General features: G+C 65.4%; 14 protein-coding genes, 1 tRNA gene and 1 pseudogene. 9 read left to right on the forward strand and 7 right to left on the reverse strand.

Annotated elements, in window-relative coordinates; genetic code table 11:
* Window positions 1–143: 143 nt before the first annotated feature.
* A complete protein-coding gene (locus ACTIEZ_RS07935; protein ID WP_439546133.1) occupies window positions 144–1,481 on the forward strand; it encodes an acetyl-CoA hydrolase/transferase family protein in 1,338 nt (445 codons plus the stop codon).
* A 63-nt stretch (window positions 1,482–1,544) separates the two neighbouring features.
* Here the strand turns inward: ACTIEZ_RS07935 and ACTIEZ_RS07940 are convergent.
* Together ACTIEZ_RS07940 and ACTIEZ_RS07945 are read right to left on the reverse strand one after the other, a co-directional pair.
* A pseudogene (locus ACTIEZ_RS07940) lies at window positions 1,545–2,647 on the reverse strand (IS3 family transposase).
* Window positions 2,648–2,888: 241 nt separating this feature from the next.
* Window positions 2,889–2,973: transfer RNA gene (locus ACTIEZ_RS07945), tRNA-Leu, on the reverse strand.
* Between the two features lie 95 nt (window positions 2,974–3,068).
* Here ACTIEZ_RS07945 and ACTIEZ_RS07950 point away from each other — a divergent pair.
* The gene (locus ACTIEZ_RS07950) at window positions 3,069–4,202 is read left to right on the forward strand and encodes a pseudouridine synthase (RefSeq protein ID WP_439546134.1); all 1,134 of its coding nucleotides are present in this window, start codon (window positions 3,069–3,071) and stop codon (window positions 4,200–4,202) included.
* Window positions 4,202–4,735, forward strand: a complete 534-nt coding sequence (gene rsmD / locus ACTIEZ_RS07955) for a 16S rRNA (guanine(966)-N(2))-methyltransferase RsmD (RefSeq protein WP_439546135.1) — start codon at window positions 4,202–4,204, stop codon at window positions 4,733–4,735. The genes ACTIEZ_RS07950 and rsmD overlap by 1 nt, the downstream gene beginning before the upstream one ends.
* Window positions 4,736–4,760: 25 nt before the next feature.
* Here the strand turns inward: rsmD and ACTIEZ_RS07960 are convergent, their stop codons facing one another.
* Window positions 4,761–5,654, reverse strand: coding sequence for a prephenate dehydratase (locus ACTIEZ_RS07960; protein ID WP_439546136.1), 894 nt, complete (start codon window positions 5,652–5,654; stop codon window positions 4,761–4,763).
* Window positions 5,655–5,797: 143 nt separating this feature from the next.
* Here ACTIEZ_RS07960 and ACTIEZ_RS07965 point away from each other — a divergent pair, with 143 nt between their 5' ends.
* The gene (locus ACTIEZ_RS07965; protein ID WP_439546137.1) at window positions 5,798–6,427 is read left to right on the forward strand and encodes a c-type cytochrome; all 630 of its coding nucleotides are present in this window, start codon (window positions 5,798–5,800) and stop codon (window positions 6,425–6,427) included.
* 172 nt (window positions 6,428–6,599) lie between these two features.
* Here ACTIEZ_RS07965 and ACTIEZ_RS07970 read toward each other — a convergent pair whose 3' ends face one another.
* The 4 genes from ACTIEZ_RS07970 to ACTIEZ_RS07985 are packed head-to-tail and all read right to left on the reverse strand — an operon-like array spanning window position 6,600 to window position 9,499.
* Window positions 6,600–7,073 (reverse strand): DUF427 domain-containing protein, encoded by a 474-nt coding sequence (locus ACTIEZ_RS07970; RefSeq protein WP_439546138.1) that lies wholly within the window; start codon window positions 7,071–7,073, stop codon window positions 6,600–6,602.
* A gap of 4 nt (window positions 7,074–7,077) precedes the next feature.
* Window positions 7,078–7,713, reverse strand: a complete 636-nt coding sequence (locus tag ACTIEZ_RS07975; protein WP_439546139.1) for a class I SAM-dependent methyltransferase — start codon at window positions 7,711–7,713, stop codon at window positions 7,078–7,080.
* A 2-nt stretch (window positions 7,714–7,715) separates the two neighbouring features.
* Window positions 7,716–8,588 (reverse strand): ABC transporter substrate-binding protein, encoded by an 873-nt coding sequence (locus ACTIEZ_RS07980; protein ID WP_439546140.1) that lies wholly within the window; start codon window positions 8,586–8,588, stop codon window positions 7,716–7,718.
* Between the two features lie 59 nt (window positions 8,589–8,647).
* Window positions 8,648–9,499, reverse strand: coding sequence for a TIGR00730 family Rossman fold protein (locus ACTIEZ_RS07985; protein WP_439546290.1), 852 nt, complete (start codon window positions 9,497–9,499; stop codon window positions 8,648–8,650).
* 179 nt (window positions 9,500–9,678) lie between these two features.
* Between ACTIEZ_RS07985 and ACTIEZ_RS07990 the strand changes: the two genes are divergently transcribed.
* The 5 genes from ACTIEZ_RS07990 (at window position 9,679) to serA (ending at window position 15,227) form a co-directional block, all read left to right on the forward strand.
* Window positions 9,679–10,005, forward strand: coding sequence for an HPF/RaiA family ribosome-associated protein (locus ACTIEZ_RS07990; RefSeq protein WP_439546141.1), 327 nt, complete (start codon window positions 9,679–9,681; stop codon window positions 10,003–10,005).
* Between the two features lie 82 nt (window positions 10,006–10,087).
* A complete protein-coding gene (locus ACTIEZ_RS07995) occupies window positions 10,088–11,440 on the forward strand; it encodes an APC family permease (RefSeq protein WP_439546142.1) in 1,353 nt (450 codons plus the stop codon).
* 3 nt (window positions 11,441–11,443) lie between these two features.
* Window positions 11,444–12,307, forward strand: a complete 864-nt coding sequence (gene bla, locus ACTIEZ_RS08000) for a class A beta-lactamase (protein WP_439546143.1) — start codon at window positions 11,444–11,446, stop codon at window positions 12,305–12,307.
* 94 nt (window positions 12,308–12,401) lie between these two features.
* Window positions 12,402–13,523, forward strand: a complete 1,122-nt coding sequence (locus tag ACTIEZ_RS08005) for a phosphoserine transaminase (protein WP_439546144.1) — start codon at window positions 12,402–12,404, stop codon at window positions 13,521–13,523.
* Window positions 13,524–13,646: 123 nt separating this feature from the next.
* Window positions 13,647–15,227 (forward strand): phosphoglycerate dehydrogenase, encoded by a 1,581-nt coding sequence (gene serA, locus ACTIEZ_RS08010; protein WP_439546145.1) that lies wholly within the window; start codon window positions 13,647–13,649, stop codon window positions 15,225–15,227.
* Window positions 15,228–15,305 lie beyond the last annotated feature (78 nt).

Below are 15,305 nucleotides of genomic sequence, written 5' to 3' on the forward strand. Positions count from 1 at the left end.
CATCCAAGGCTCCCTTCCAACAGCCTTGAATCAGCAAACATCAGTCAGCGCCAGACCTTATTGAGTACGGAGCCTAGGGCGGCGCTCAACCCTGTCGCCTTGCAGACGGCGAGGCCCTGTCCTTGCCAAGTCCGGATCCCCTGATGAAGATGCGCCAAGCTGCCGGCCCTGCAAAGACAATCTCGGCAGCGGAGGCCGCTCGCCTGGTGCAGTCCGGCATGTGGCTGGACTATGCTGGCGTGTTCAATCAGCCAGACGTGTTCGACCAGGCATTGGGCGCCCGCATAACCGAATTGTCGAATCTGAAGATCCGCAACACGCTTTCGATGCGCCCGCGTGCCGTGATGGAAAATGACCCGGAAGGGTCCCACGTCCATATGTTCAGTCTGCACATGGGTGCCTATGATCGCCAGCTGCATGACAAGGGCCGGTGCAGCTATATCCCGCTGAATCTGGGGGAAGCGCCCGATTTATACCGCCGTTTTCTTGATCCGGTGGACATCATGATCGTGAAGGCGCGGCCGTTGGTCGACGGGTTCTTCAACCTGGGCCCGACCAACGTGTGGCTGCGGGCCGTGGTGGAGCGCGCCCGCATGGTGATCATCGAGACGTGCACGTCGCTCCCACATGTGTACGGCGAAGGCACCGCCATACACATCAGCGAGGTGGATTACATCATCGAGGGCGACAACGCCCCGCTTCCCGAATTGCCGAACCCGGCCCCGACCGCAGTTGATCGAACCGTGGCGCGGCTGATCATCGGCGAGATCGAGGATGGCGCCTGCCTGCAAATCGGCATCGGCGGCATGCCCAACGCCGTTTGCGGCCTGTTGGCCCAGGCGGGTATCAGGGATATCGGGGTTCACACCGAAATGATGACCGACGGGATCGCTGATCTGTACCGCGCCGGATTGATCACCGGCGCGCGCAAGACGCTCGATCCCGGCAAGATTGCCTATAGCTTCGCGGCGGGCTCGAAATCGCTGTATGACACGCTTGATCGCAACCCGGACATGCTGTGTTGCCCGGTGGATTATACCAACGCGCCGCATCTGATCATGCAGAATCCGCGCACGACGGCTATCAACAGCACGACCCAGATCGACCTGACCGGACAGGCTGCTTCGGAATCGGACGGAAACCGGCATCTGACCGGCACAGGCGGTCAAGCCCAGTTCGTGCGCGGCGCCTATGCGTCGGCCGGCGGGAAATCCTTCATCTGCCTGCCCTCGACCTACGACAGGAAGGGCGAGCGGCGCAGCCGGATCGTGTTCAACCTTACCGGCGGGAACATCGTGACCACGACCCGCGCGGACATGATGTATGTCGTGACGGAATATGGAATCGTGAACCTGAAGGGCAAATCGGTGCCTGAGCGTGCACGGGCCCTGATCGATATCGCGCACCCGGACTTCCGCGAACCACTGGAGCGCCAGGCCCATGAGAACAGGTTGATTCCGCGCCATTTCACATTTGGCTGACCGAAGGCCCTTGGATGACCCAGTCCCGGGATTGTATCCGGCCAGAATGAGAGATCTGGCGCTTCATCGTCCGGGGTTAACCCCGGCCGATGAAGCAAATTCGGCCGGCGTCATGAACCCCAGTGATGTGTGAGGCCGGGTCTCGTTGAAGTCCCGTCGCCACGCTTCGAGTTTGGCCCGGGCGTCGTCCAGAGACAAGAACCAATGCGTGTTCAGGCATTCGTCGCGGAGCCGGCCGTTGAAGGATTCCACGAACGCGTTGTCCGTGGGCTTGCCAGGCCGACTGAAGTCCAAGGTCACCCGATTGATGTATGCCCAATGGTCGAGGGCGCGGGAGATGAACTCCGGCCCATTGTCCACCCTGATCTTTGCAGGCGCACTGCCCCGCTCAAACAGCAACCGGTCCATGACATCGACGACCTGCTCGCCCTTGATCCCCTGGTCAGCACGGATGGCAAGGCACTCCCGGGTGTAGGCATCAACCACCGTCAGGGCCCGGAAGCGCTTGCCATTGAACAGGGCGTCGGACACGAAGTCCATCGCCCAGATCTCGTTGGGCCGCTGCGCCAAGGGGCGCTCGACCCTGCGTGCCACTATCACGTGGCGCCGTGGCCGCTTCGTGCGCAGGTTCAGGCCTTCCTCATGGTAGAGGCGACGCACCCGATTGTGGTTCACCGGCCAGCCTTCCCGTCGAAGCAGTACGTGAATGCGCCGCTAGCCGTATCGAATGCGCACTTCGGCGATCTCCTTGATGCGCTGGCGAAGTGGCGCCTGGTCGGGCCGCACCGATCGGTAGCGGTGCGTTCGCCGGTCAAATCGCAGGGCAGCGCAGCCGTGGCGCTCGCTGACGCCGAACTGGTTCTGCACCCAATGAACGATCTTCCGACGCCGCCCAGGCGCCAAACTTTTTTTGCCAGAACCTCCTGGAGCATGGCTTTATCGAGGCTGAGATCGGCCACAAGCCGCTTGAGCTTCTGGTTCTCCTCCTCGAGCTGGCGCATCTTCCTTAACTCTGATGGCCCAAGGCCGCCATACAGCTGCTTCCAGCGGTAATAGGTGGCCTCCGAGATCCCCATCTTCAGGCACACCTCAGCGACCGGCGTGCCCACCTCCGCCTGGCGAAGCGCAAACGCGATCTGCTCGCCTGTGAACTTCGACTTCTTCATCAGCAAAATCCTCCGCTCAAAGCAGCTTCGATTTTGCCAGCTTCCTCTCATTCAAACCGGATACATTCCGCGGGACAGGGTCATCACAAACCAGTCGTCGCTCGTATGGCGACTGCCAGCACTTTTGAGTTGCTGGCCTCATGGACGGCGACGAAACCTGTTACAGATGGCGGCCAGATAGGACCGCATCAAACTGAACCTGCTGGCCAATGCTCGCGGGCTGCTGCGCATTGCAGAGAGGTGGTGCCCCTGGCCGGACTCGAACCAGCACGGATTTCTCCACTCGATTTTGAGTCGAGCGCGTCTACCAATTTCACCACAGGGGCGGCCGGGGGGCGTTAGCGCAAGCTTGGCAGTGGGGCAATGGGGTTTGGCTATTGGTGCTCTGGACAGCGCGGCGGGGCCGGCGCATGGGAATGCTATGCGACCTCCCCGCAAACCCTCTGGCCAGCGGCGCGGCCCAGCGTCCGGCAAAACGACCGGCTTTGGGGTGCGACCTGGCCCGGCCCCCACTGAAACCCCGTCTCGACCAGCGCGGTCAGGCCCGCAGCGCGGCCCGCCGGCCAGCCGGTTCATCGATTCCGATGATCGCGGCGCGCGTGAAATCAGGGCGTTGCGGGCAGCGCGGCCAGCCCGCGACGCCCGGCCGGCAGGCGAAGACCGCCCAACCCGCGATCAGGACCGCCGTCCACCCCGTCCGCCCCGTGGGAACGTCGCGCCAGCCGGCCGTTCGACGCGTGCCGGCAAGCCCGGACCTGCCGCGCCGGAAGCCCCCCGCATCAAACGCGCCCCGCCGCTTGAACGCGTCACCGAAGTCGCACCGCAGCGCATCGCCAAGGCGCTGGCCCGCGCCGGCGTCGCCTCACGCCGCGATATCGAGCGGATGATCGCCGAAGGCCGCATCGAGATCGACGGCACCAAGCTGACATCGCCGGCGCTGAACATCACGTCGCTGCGCGGCGTCACCGTGGATGGGCAGCCGGTGGCCGGCATCGCCCCTGCCCGCCTCTACCGCTTCCACAAGCCCGCCGGTTTTCTTACGGCGGCGCGCGATCCGGCCGGCCGGCCTACCATCATGGACATATTGCCCCCCGATCTGCCGCGCGTCGTGCCGGTCGGCCGGCTGGACATGAACACCGAAGGCCTGCTGCTGCTCACCACTGATGGCGAGCTGAAACGTGCGCTGGAACTGCCCTCCTCCTCCATCCCGCGCGTCTATCGCGTGCGGGCGTTCGGCGAAGTCACCCAGGCTGCGCTGGAAAGCCTGGCCGATGGCGCCACCATCGATGGCATTCATTATGGCCCGGTGCTGGCCGACATCGAGCGCAAGACCGGCCATAATCTCTGGCTGATCGTCACCATCCGCGAAGGCAAGAACCGCGAGGTGCGCCGCGTCCTTGAGCATATCGGTTTGCAGGTGAACCGGCTGATCCGGGTGGCCTATGGCCCGATCGGCCTTGATGATCTGCCACCGCGCGGCGCCGACGAAATCCCGCAATCCGACGTGCAGGCGCTGATGGCCATGCTCAAGCCCCTGAAGCCACAAAAGAAATAATGCGCATCATTTCCGGCCATTGGCGGGGCCGCGCCATCATCGCGCCGCCTGGCGAAACTACTCGCCCGACCAGCGACCGCGCCCGCGAAGCGATCTTCTCGATGCTGACCAGCCGGCTCGGCAGCTTCGAAGGGCTGAACATTCTCGATGTCTTCGCCGGCACTGGCGCGCTCGGGCTGGAGGCGCTCTCCCGCGGCGCCGGCACCGCCTGTTTCATCGACAATGATGCCGCCGCCGTGCGCGCCATCAAGGCCAATCTGGCCGGCATGAACTACGCCGGTGACGTCCGCCAGGCCCCCGTCGCCAGCCTGGGCGCTGCGGCGCGCGCGCATCATGTCGTGTTCCTCGATCCGCCTTACGGCTCCGGCCTCGCCGAACCGGCGCTGGCGCATCTGCATGCCAAGGGCTGGATCGCACCGGCCGCACTGGTCAGCATCGAAACCGCCGCCAATGAAACGCTGGCGCTGGATTGGGAACCTTTGGTGGACCGCCGCTTCGGCAAGGCGCGAATCAGGCTGTTGCGCGCCCCATAACCCCTCTCCCGCAGGGGAAAGGGGATTATCCCCGATCCCGAGCCTTGGGGTAAGTCCCGATCACCCGCACCCAATTGGTGAAAAACGCCAATTCCTCCAGCGCCCGCGCCACCGCCGGGTCATGCGGGCCGCCCTCGATCTCCGCATAAAATTCGGCCTGCGCAAACTTGCCGTCGCGCAAGTACGACTCCAGCTTCGTCATGTTGACGCCATTGGTCGCAAAGCCGCCCAGCGCCTTGAACAGCGCCGCCGGAACCGATCGCACCTCGAAATTGAAACTGGTCATCACCGGCACGTCCGCCGCAGGCAGCACCGCATCGCGCGACAGCACCACGAATCGCGTCGTGTTGTGATCGGCATCCTCCACGCCTTCGGCAAGGATGTTCAACCCATACAACTCCCCCGCCAGCCGCGAGGCAATCGCACCGACACTGGCATCACCGGCCCCCGCCACCGCTGCGGCGGCGGCTGCCGTGTCGAAATACTGCACCGGCGCCAGCCCCCAAGTCCGCAGATGCCGCCGCACCTGGCCCAATGCCTGGGGATGGCTCTTCACTTCCCGCAACCCCGCCTTGTCTGCCAGCCCCAGCAGGCAGTGCCGCACCCGCACGAAATGCTCGCCCACGATGCTCAGGCCCGATTCGGGCAGCAGGAAATGCATGTCGGCCACGCGCCCGTGCAGGCTGTTTTCGATGGGAATCACTGCGCAGCCGGCGCGCCCGGCCTGCACCGCCTCGATGGCATCTTCGAATCCGGCACAGGGCAGCGGCAGGCCGTCGGGAAACGCCTCGCGCACCGCCTGATGGCTATAGGCACCCGGCGCGCCCTGGAACGCCACCGCTCGCGCCGGGGCGCCAGTGGCGGCTTCAACCATGTGATCGACAAGGGCTTGCGCCAACGGAGGGTAGCTGCTGCTCATGGCCGCCCGTTATGATAGTGCGCTGCAACAAGCAAATGCTTGCGGGCGGCACGGCAACCCCCTAATCGGGACGCAATCCGGGGCCGGCGCGAAAGTCTCTGGGCAAAATGCCCATCGCCGGCCCGCACTTGTGGAGCCGCGTTGTGGACAGTTTCGAGTGGAACAAGATTTTCGGCGGCGTGCTTGCCGGCCTGGTTGCCTTGCTGGGCGTGTCGATCGCCAGCGACATGATGTTTGCCCGCGAATTGCCGGAAAAGCCCGGCTATATCGTTGCCGGCGTTGAAGAAGCCCCGGCCGAAGCCAGCGCGGTCGAGGCCGAAAAGCCCGCCGCCTTCTTCCTCGCCTCTGCAGAGGTCAGCAAGGGTGAGGCGGTTTTCAAGAAATGCGCTGCCTGCCACAATGCTGCCCCCGGCGGCGCCAATGGCACCGGGCCCAATCTGCACGGCATCATTGGCGGGCCCATCGCTGCCAAGGCGGGCTTCAGCTACTCCGATGCGCTGAAGGGCAAATCCGGCGAGCGCTGGGATTTCGATCATATGTGGAACTGGCTGAAAAGCCCGAAAGCCTATGCGCCCGGCAACAAGATGAGCTTCGCCGGCATCGCCAAGCCTGAAGACCGCGCCGCTGTCATCGCCTGGCTGAACACCCAGAGCAACAGCCCGCTGCCCCTGCCTGCCGCCCCGGCCGAAGAAGCCGCGCCCGAAGAAAATGCCGTGGCGACCGCGGAAACCGAAACGGCCCAGCAAGTGGCGGAGACCGACCCGGCGGCATGATTTGCCATCATCGGCACCAGAGCGGGGCGGCAACCTTGTCGGGTTGTCGCCCCTTTTTTGATGCCGGACGCGCCCGGCCAACGGCCACCGGATCGGTGCGCGCGGGGCAAATTCGCAATGTTCAGAACCGCCACTTTGCGTTCAGCGCGACTCGCGCGTCTGAGCCGCATCGCTACCAGTGGTTGGTGCCCGGCGCGCCCTTGATGCGGCCGACCAGATTTGGGGTGACCCAGCCGCCATAGAAATCGCCCGGTTGCGGGACCACGCGCATGTCGCCCACCCAGGCCTCGTCAATGAGCCCGGCATAAAAGGCGATATGGCCGGCCAGCGCGGCAAAACGTGCCGTGGGCTGATCATAGCACCAGGCGGCGCGCGGCACGACGGCAGCCCCGGCGATCAGATCGAAATAGCGGGCACGGCCCTTCCATTCGCAAAAGCTGCTGCCCGCCGCCGGGCGCAGACCGGCCAGCACATCGCCAAGTGGCAGATAATAGCTGGGCGCGTGATGGGTTTCGAGCACCCGCAGCGCCGCGACCGTATCGGCGACCAGCACGCCGCCGTGCCGGATGACGATCCGCTGGGCCACCTGCGCCAGCGCCGGCGGCCGCGGATAGTTCTGCACGTTTTCCGGCACCAACGCGGTCATGCGGTCACGCGCAGCCCGTGATCGCAACCAGCGGATCGCCCACGCGCCCATCCGCCAGCAGATCGACCCGCACATCACCGAAGCCAGCGCGCTCCAGATACAGTTTCACCAACGCGGCATGGCCGCTGGTATCCAGCGCCCGCCAGATCGCGACTGCCTTGGTGGGAAAGCAGCGATTGGAGAAGCTGACCACGAACGGCGCCCCGGGCACCAGCACACGGCGGATTTCGGCAAACACCGCGCCTGGCCGCTGCAGATATTGCACGCCGACACAGCACAGCGCCGCATCGAACGACCGGTCATCCATCGGCAGCACCGGATCAACATTCAGATTCTGCACGAACCACGCCGTCAGTTGCGGATTGGCGGCAAGCTCCTGCGCGTTCATGCCGTGGCCGACCACGCCGGCATAGCGGCCGTCGGTCGGCAGATGGCTGACCCAGCTCGACATCAGATCCAGCACATGCGCGTCTTCGGGCAGCATCGTGCGATAGAAATCAGTCAACGCCGCCGTCGCGCCATCGTCGATATGGGTAACGAGGCGCGGCGGTGCATAAAACGCCAGATCATCGCCCGGGTCCTGCTTGGCGAAGGCGCCGGCCGGCAGTTCGGGGAACAGCGCTTGATCCGCATCAGCCATGCTCATGCGAACATCGCTTCGAACGCGGCTTCGTCCACCACATCGCCGCCACGGTCGTGCAGGTAACGCCACATCGGCCGCCACAAGGCAGCATTGCGGCGGACCGGCGCCACAAAGCGCGGCAATGATGCGGCAACAATCGCGTCTGCCTCGGCCGACGGCGCCTCCCCGCTGGCGGCATACCAGAGCTGGCGTGCTGCGGCCGGGTCACGGCAAAGCTGCGGCGTCACGCTGTCCAGCGCTGCCACCAACGCCGCAACCGCCTCCAGCACCGGTGCCGACGCCTCAGCTGCGCCGATCAACTCCAGCGCCGAGAAGTTCGGAATGCCGGCCTCTGATGTGGTGATCAACTGCGTGTCCAGCCCGCGCACCTGCGCCGACACGCCTTCCACATTGGCAAAGGCCAGCCAGGCGCCATCAAAGCCCGCCACCAGATTATCGACATGGCCGAACCCGGCCGCTGCGATGGTGATCTGCTGCCCATCCAGGGCCTGGCCCTGCCGCGCCGCCCAGCCGATCAAGATGTCGATGCACAATTGGTCGGTGGTCGGGTTGGACACCGGCGAGGCAATGCGCACCGCGTGACCGGCCTGCAACCGATCGAGCGCCGCCCGGTGCATCAGCACCCCGCCATCGGTGGCAAAGAAACAGCCATGCGAGATCAGCCGTGTCTCGCGCCGCTCGACCAGATGCAGCGGCTCATTGATCACCAGATCGACTTCACCACCGGCCAGCGCCTGAAATCCGTCATAATGATCATCGGGCACAATCAATTCGATTGCCCAACCTTCGGCCTGCAACCGGTCGCGCGCGGCGATCAACGGCAGATGATCGGGATTCAGAAACCATTCGAGCGCGATCCGGAGGCGTTTCATGCCTCACGCCTCGCAATCCGGCCGGCCATAGTCAATGCGCCATGGTGGCAGGCGCCCGCTTACAATCCGTAATGCGCCTTCACGATGGCCCAGCCCTCCTCCGCCGTCTCGACGAAATGCAGCAGGTCCAGATCCGCCCGCGCAATCACGCCTTCTTCGGCCAGTGCTTCGAAATTCACCACGCGATTCCAGAAATCGCGGCCATAGATCAGGATTGGCAGCGGCGCGACCTTGCCGGTCTGCACAAGCGTCAGCAGCTCGAACAGTTCGTCGAACGTGCCATAGCCGCCGGGGAACACCGCCACGGCCTTGGCGCGCATCAGGAAATGCATCTTGCGCAGCGCGAAATAATGGAACTGCACCGACAGGCCGGGCGTCACATAAGGGTTGGGCACCTGTTCGTGCGGCAACACGATGTTGAGGCCCAGCGACGGCGCACCGACATCCCAGGCGCCGCGGTTGGCGGCCTCCATGATCGACGGACCGCCCCCCGAACACACGGTAAAGCAGCGCTGACCTTCCTCGCAATGGCTTGACACCAGCCGCGCCAGTTCGCGCGCCACATCATAATAAAGTGCCTTGGCAGCCAGGCGTTCGGCCACCAGTTTCTGCTCTGGCGTGGTCGCTGCTGCCAGCAGCGCCGGCGCCTCCTCAGGCGATGGAATGCGCGCCGACCCATAAAACACAAAGGTCGATTCAATGCCGGCTTCGGCCAGCAACAGTTCGGTTTTCAGCAGTTCGAGCTGAAAGCGCACGGGACGCAGATCTTTGCGCACCAGGAATTCATCGTCCTGGAACGCCAGCCGATAGGCGGGATGTTCGGTTTGCGGCACTGCGGTCGGCGTGTTGCCGCGGCGGGCATCAGCCTCGGCACTGGGGAAGATGCTGGGCGGGATTGGCGGGGGGGTCATCATGGTCACTCACGGTTCGAAAACGGCCGCGCGGCATAGGCGCATCGGCGCCGTTTGTCGAGTTTGCGGCGCACTGGTGGAGGCCAATCGCTGGGCAGCGCCAAGGTTCCCGCTGCATTACCGGGTTGCAATGTTGGCCGCGAGTGCCCACGTTCAGGGGCGAAAGTGAGGAAATCCAGATGCAGATCCAGATCAACAGCGACAATATCATCAAGCTTGGCGACGCCGGCAGCGACGACGTGTCGGCCACGGTCAGCGCCCGCCTGGAGCGTTTTGCCGATCGGCTGACCCGGGTCGAAGTGCATTTTTCCGACATCAACGGCCGCGAAAACAATGTCGGCGATGACAAGCGCTGCATGATCGAAGCGCGCCCGGCCGGGCGCGACCCGGTCGCCGTCACCCACGAAGCCGCCAGCCTGGATGCGGCCCTGGGCGGCGCGCTGCCCAAGCTGATCACCGCGCTGGAACGCGATTTCGGCCGCACCACCACTCGCAAGGGCCACTGACCCCGATCCACCTGCGCCAAGCGGCCGATTGACGGCCGCGGCGCAACTTGGCAGCCCGGTGTAATCAACCGGGGTATTGCCAATGCTGCAACAGGTGGCCGAACACGACCGTGCAGCACGACTGGCTGCCGTGCTCAGCCCCGGCGCGGTGATGCTGCTGGTGCTGTCGGCCGCCTCGCCTGTTCTGTCGGTGTTTGTCGGCGGCTCGGGCATGTTGCATCTGTCCGGCACGCTCACCGCGCTGGCGTTTCTGCTTGGCGGCATCATCGCGGCGCTGTTTGCGCTACTTTATGCCGAACTGGGTGTGCGCCAGCCGGGTGCCGGCGGCATCTATCCCGGCCTGGCCCGGTTGATTGGGCCGGGGGTCGCGCATGGCTATATGTTCATGACGATCCTGACCGCGCTGCCGTTGATCGCGTTCACCGCGCTGGGCCTGGCCGGTTACATCAGGGTGCTGGGCCCGGCGCTGCCTACGATCCCGGTCGCGCTGATCAGCCTGGCGCTGGCCGCTGGCATCGCGATGCTCAATATCCGCACGTCGGCACTGGTCACCGGGCTGTTCCTGGGTGTGGAGTTGCTGGCGCTGGCCATTCTCAGTTGGGTGGCCGTCACGGCACCCAAGGTGCCACTGCTGCCGCTGTTGCTCCCCGCCAATATCGACTGGACCAGCTTCGGCATCGCCGTGCTGGGCGGACTGTTCTGGACCGGCGGCGCCAATTACATGCTGTATTTTGCCGAGGAAGTGGACGGCGGCCGCGCTGCACTGGGGCCGCTCACCGCGCGCGCCGGCGTCATCTGCGCCGTCACCATTGCCGGGCCGATGCTGCTGCTGGTGCCGGCGCTGGCAGTCACGCCGGCACTGCTCGACACCGAAACCCCGATCGCCGCCTTTCTGGATGTGCAGGCCAGCCCCGCGGTCGCGCAGGCCGTGTCGGCCGGCGTGATCGCTGCTGTGTTCAACGCCCAGATCGCGACGATCATGGCCTTTGCCCGGATGATCTATGCGATGGGCCGCGACCGCGTGTTGCCCGGCGCGCTCGGCCGGCTGGCGGCCACCGTGTCGCCGCGCACCCAGGCGCCGTGGGGTGCGACCTTGCTGCTCACGCTCGCATCGGCAGCCGCCATCGGGCTCGGCGAACGCTGGTTGCTGATCCTCACCAGCGGCAATGTCGCCGATTATCTGCTGGTTGCGATCGCACTGCTGCTCGCCCGCCAGCGCGGCGAACCGGCACTTTGGAAAGCCCCGGCGCACCCGCTGATCCCGGGACTCGCGCTGCTGTTCACGTTGGGCGCGGTGCAAAGCTTCTGGAGCGACACCGAGACCGGCCGGCCGTCGCTGCTGTTGATCGGCGGCACCTTTGCGTTGGCGTGGGGCGCCTGGCATATGCGGCGGGCTGCCGGCCTTGCGCCGCTGCTCAATCGCGGCGATTGGTAGTGTATGCTTACCCGTCGCCTTGTTGTTGCCGGCCTGCCCCTGCTCACGGCGCCCGCGTTCGCGCAGGCTGATCGCTTTGATCCGCTGCGCCGTGCCATCGCAAACATCGAGCGTGCGGCCGGTGGCCCCATCGGTGTTGCCCTGCTCGATTCGGGCAGCGGCGCCCGCTTCGCCCATCGCGCCGATCAGCGGTTTCCGCTGTGCTCCACGTTCAAACTGCTGCTGGCGGCGCGGATGCTGCACGGCGCCCAGGCCGGCAACTGGCGCGCGACCGACCGCTTCCCGATTCAGCGCAGCGATATTCTGGCCAATTCGCCGTTCAGCGAAACCCGCGTCGGCGACAGCGCCAGCCTGACCGAGCTGGCCGAAGCCATCGTCAGCCTGTCCGACAACACGGCCGCCAACATCGGCCTGGCCCGCATCGGCGGCCCGGCTGCGCTCACCGCCTGGCTGCGCACACTGGGCGACACGGTGACCCGGCTGGATCGCAACGAGCCGGAACTGAACAACGAAAACCCCAATGATCCGCGCGACACCACCACGCCCGCCGCGATGCTGGCCATCAGCCGCCGCCTGCTCACCGGCGCGCCGCTGTCCACCGCCAACCGCCGGGATCTGATGGCGTGGATGGCCGCCAGCCGCACGGCCGACACGATGATCCGCGCCGGCCTGCCCGCGGGCTGGAAAGAAGCCAACAAGACTGGCGCCGGCGAATTTCAGGCGCGCAACATCATTTCGGTAATCACCCCGCCCGGCCGCCAGCCGATCTGGGTCGCCGCCTATCTGCTGGCGGCCCGATCGACCCTGGCGGAGCGCAACCGGCATTTCGTGCCGCTGGGCCGCGCCATCGCCGCGTCGCTGGCCTGAATCCGATTCTCCTTGACCGCGCCGCTTTAGTCTCTATCGCCGGCAACGGGCCACGCCGCCCCAACGCGGCGCGAGCTCTCTGAGAGGAGAGAATATGACTGACAAGCCTGCTGCGCTTCCGGCGCGGCCCCACTTCTCGTCCGGCCCCTGTGCCAAGCGCCCCGGCTGGACTCCATCACAACTTGCCATCGATTCGCTTGGCCGCTCGCACCGGTCCAAGCTCGGCAAGGCACGCCTGAAACTGGCGATCGACCTGACCCGCGAAATTCTGGGCGTGCCCGATACGCACCGCATCGCGATCGTGCCGGCATCCGATACCGGCGCCTATGAAATGGCGATGTGGACGATGCTCGGCGCCCGCCCGGTCACGGCGCTGGCCTGGGAAAGCTTCGGCGAAGGTTGGGTGACCGATGCGGTCAAGCAGTTGAAATTGAACCCCACCGTCATCACCGCGCCCTACGGCGAACTGCCCGATCTGGCCGCCGTCGATTTCAGCACCGACGTGCTGTTCACCGCCAACGGCACCACATCCGGCGTGCGCGTGCCCGATTACGACTGGGTGCCGGAAACCCGCGAAGGCCTCACCTTTGCCGACGCCACCAGCGCCGTGTTCGCGCAAGGCGTCGATTGGGCCAAGTGCGACGTACTCACTTACTCGTGGCAGAAAGTGCTCGGCGGCGAAGGCGCGCACGGCATGCTCATTCTCGGGCCCCGCGCTGTCGAACGCCTGGAAAGCTACACCCCGGCCTGGCCGCTGCCCAAGATCTTCCGCCTGGTCGCCAAGGGCAAGCTGACCGAAGGCGTGTTTACCGGTGAAACGATCAACACGCCCTCGATGCTGGCCGTGGAAGATTATATCGATGCGCTGCAATGGGCCCAGTCCATCGGCGGCTTGCCCGCCATGATGGCCCGCGCCGATGCCAATGCCGCCGCGCTCGATGCCTGGGTGCAGGCGCGCCCATGGGTGGAGCATCTCGCCAAGGACCCGGCCAGCCGTTCCAACACCAGTGTTTGCCTGGTGCTGCCCGGCCTGCCCGAAGATCAGGTGAAGGCGATGGTGTCGCTGCTCGAGAAAGAGCACGCTGCCTACGACATTGGCGCCTATCGCGACGCTCCGCCGGGCCTGCGCATCTGGTGCGGCGCCACCGTCGATACCGCGGATGTGGTCACGCTCACCCGCTGGCTCGACTGGGCCTACGTGCAGGTCACACGCTAACCCTCCTCCCCTCCCCTTCAGGGGAGGGGCCGGGGGTGGGGACGTGCCGACGAGAGCCTTCCCGCCCCATCATTCCCTACCCCTAACCCCTCCCGCAAGCGGGAGGGGAACTGGAGACTCCCCATGCCAAAAGTCCTCATTTCCGATCAGATGTCCCCCAAGGCTGCCGAAATCTTCCGCGCCCGCGGCCTCGAAGTCGATGAAATCACTGGCCTGTCCAAGGACGAGCTGATCAAGATCATCGGCCAATATGATGGCCTCGCTATCCGCTCCTCCACCAAGGTGACCAAGGAGGTGCTCGCTGCGGCTACCAATCTGAAGGTCGTCGGCCGCGCCGGCATCGGTGTGGACAATGTCGATATCCCCGCCGCCTCGGCGCGCGGCGTTGTCGTGATGAACACGCCGTTCGGCAACAGCATCACCACCGCCGAACATGCCATCGCGCTGATCTTCGCACTGGCCCGGCAATTGCCGGAGGCCGACGCCTCCACCCAGGCCGGCAAGTGGGAGAAGAACCGCTTCATGGGCGTGGAAGTCACCGCGAAAACGCTGGGCCTGATCGGCGCCGGCAACATCGGCAGCATCGTCGCCGATCGCGCGCTCGGCCTGAAGATGAAGGTCATCGCCTTCGACCCCTTCCTCACCCCGGAACGCGCCGAGCATATGGGCGTCACCAAGGTCACCCTCGACGAGCTGCTGGCACAGGCCGATTTCATCAGCCTGCACACCCCGCTCACCGACAGCACGCGCAACATCCTCAGCCGCGACAATCTGCTGAAGACCAAGCCCGGCATCCGCATCGTCAACTGCGCCCGCGGCGGCCTGATCGACGAAATTGCGCTGAAGGAATTGCTCGACTCAGGCCATGTCGCCGGCGCAGCGCTGGACGTGTTCGCCGAGGAACCGGCCAAGGCCAGCCCGTTGTTCGGCACGCCCAACTTCGTCTGCACGCCGCACCTTGGCGCCAGCACCGATGAAGCGCAGGTCAATGTCGCCATCCAGGTCGCCGAGCAATTGAGCGATTTCCTGCTCACTGGCGGCGTCACCAACGCGCTCAACATGCCCTCGCTCAGCGCCGAGGAAGCCCCGCGCCTGAAGCCCTATATGACGCTGGCCGAACGGCTCGGAAGCCTGGTCGGGCAGCTCGACAACGACGGCATCAAGTCCGTGCGTGTCGAAGTGGAAGGCGCTGCCGCGCAGCTCAACATCAAGCCGATCACTGCTGCGGTGCTCGCCGGCCTGATGCGCACCCACAGCGACACGGTCAACATGGTCAACGCGCCGTTCCTGGCCCGCGAACGCGAAATCGACATCGCCGAAGTGCGCCACGAACGCGAAACCGATTACCACACGCTGCTGCGCGTGACAGTGCAGACCGCCGCCGGCCCGCGCAGTGTGGCCGGCACCCTGTTCGGCAACACCAAACCGCGCCTGACCGAAATTTTCGGTATCACCGTGGAGGCCGATCTTGCCGGCCCGATGCTGTACATCTGCAACGAAGACAAACCCGGCTTCATCGGCCGGCTTGGTACCACGCTCGGCAGTGCCGGCGTCAACATCGGCACCTTCCACCTCGGCCGCCGCGATACCGACAGCGAAGCCGTACTGCTGCTCAGCGTCGACAGCCCGATCTCTGCTGATCTGCTCACCACCATCCGGGCGCTGCCCGGCGTCAAGGTGGCGAGCGGGCTGGCGTTTGTGTGACCCCCTACCCTTCTGCGCCCTTCCCGCAAGCGGGAGGGGCGCAGAAGGGTGAGCCCTTGCCGCTCCCACCCCAACCGG

This window comes from Sandarakinorhabdus sp., from assembly GCF_051860625.1.
In the GTDB taxonomy this organism is placed as follows: Bacteria; Pseudomonadota; Alphaproteobacteria; order Sphingomonadales; family Sphingomonadaceae; genus Sandarakinorhabdus.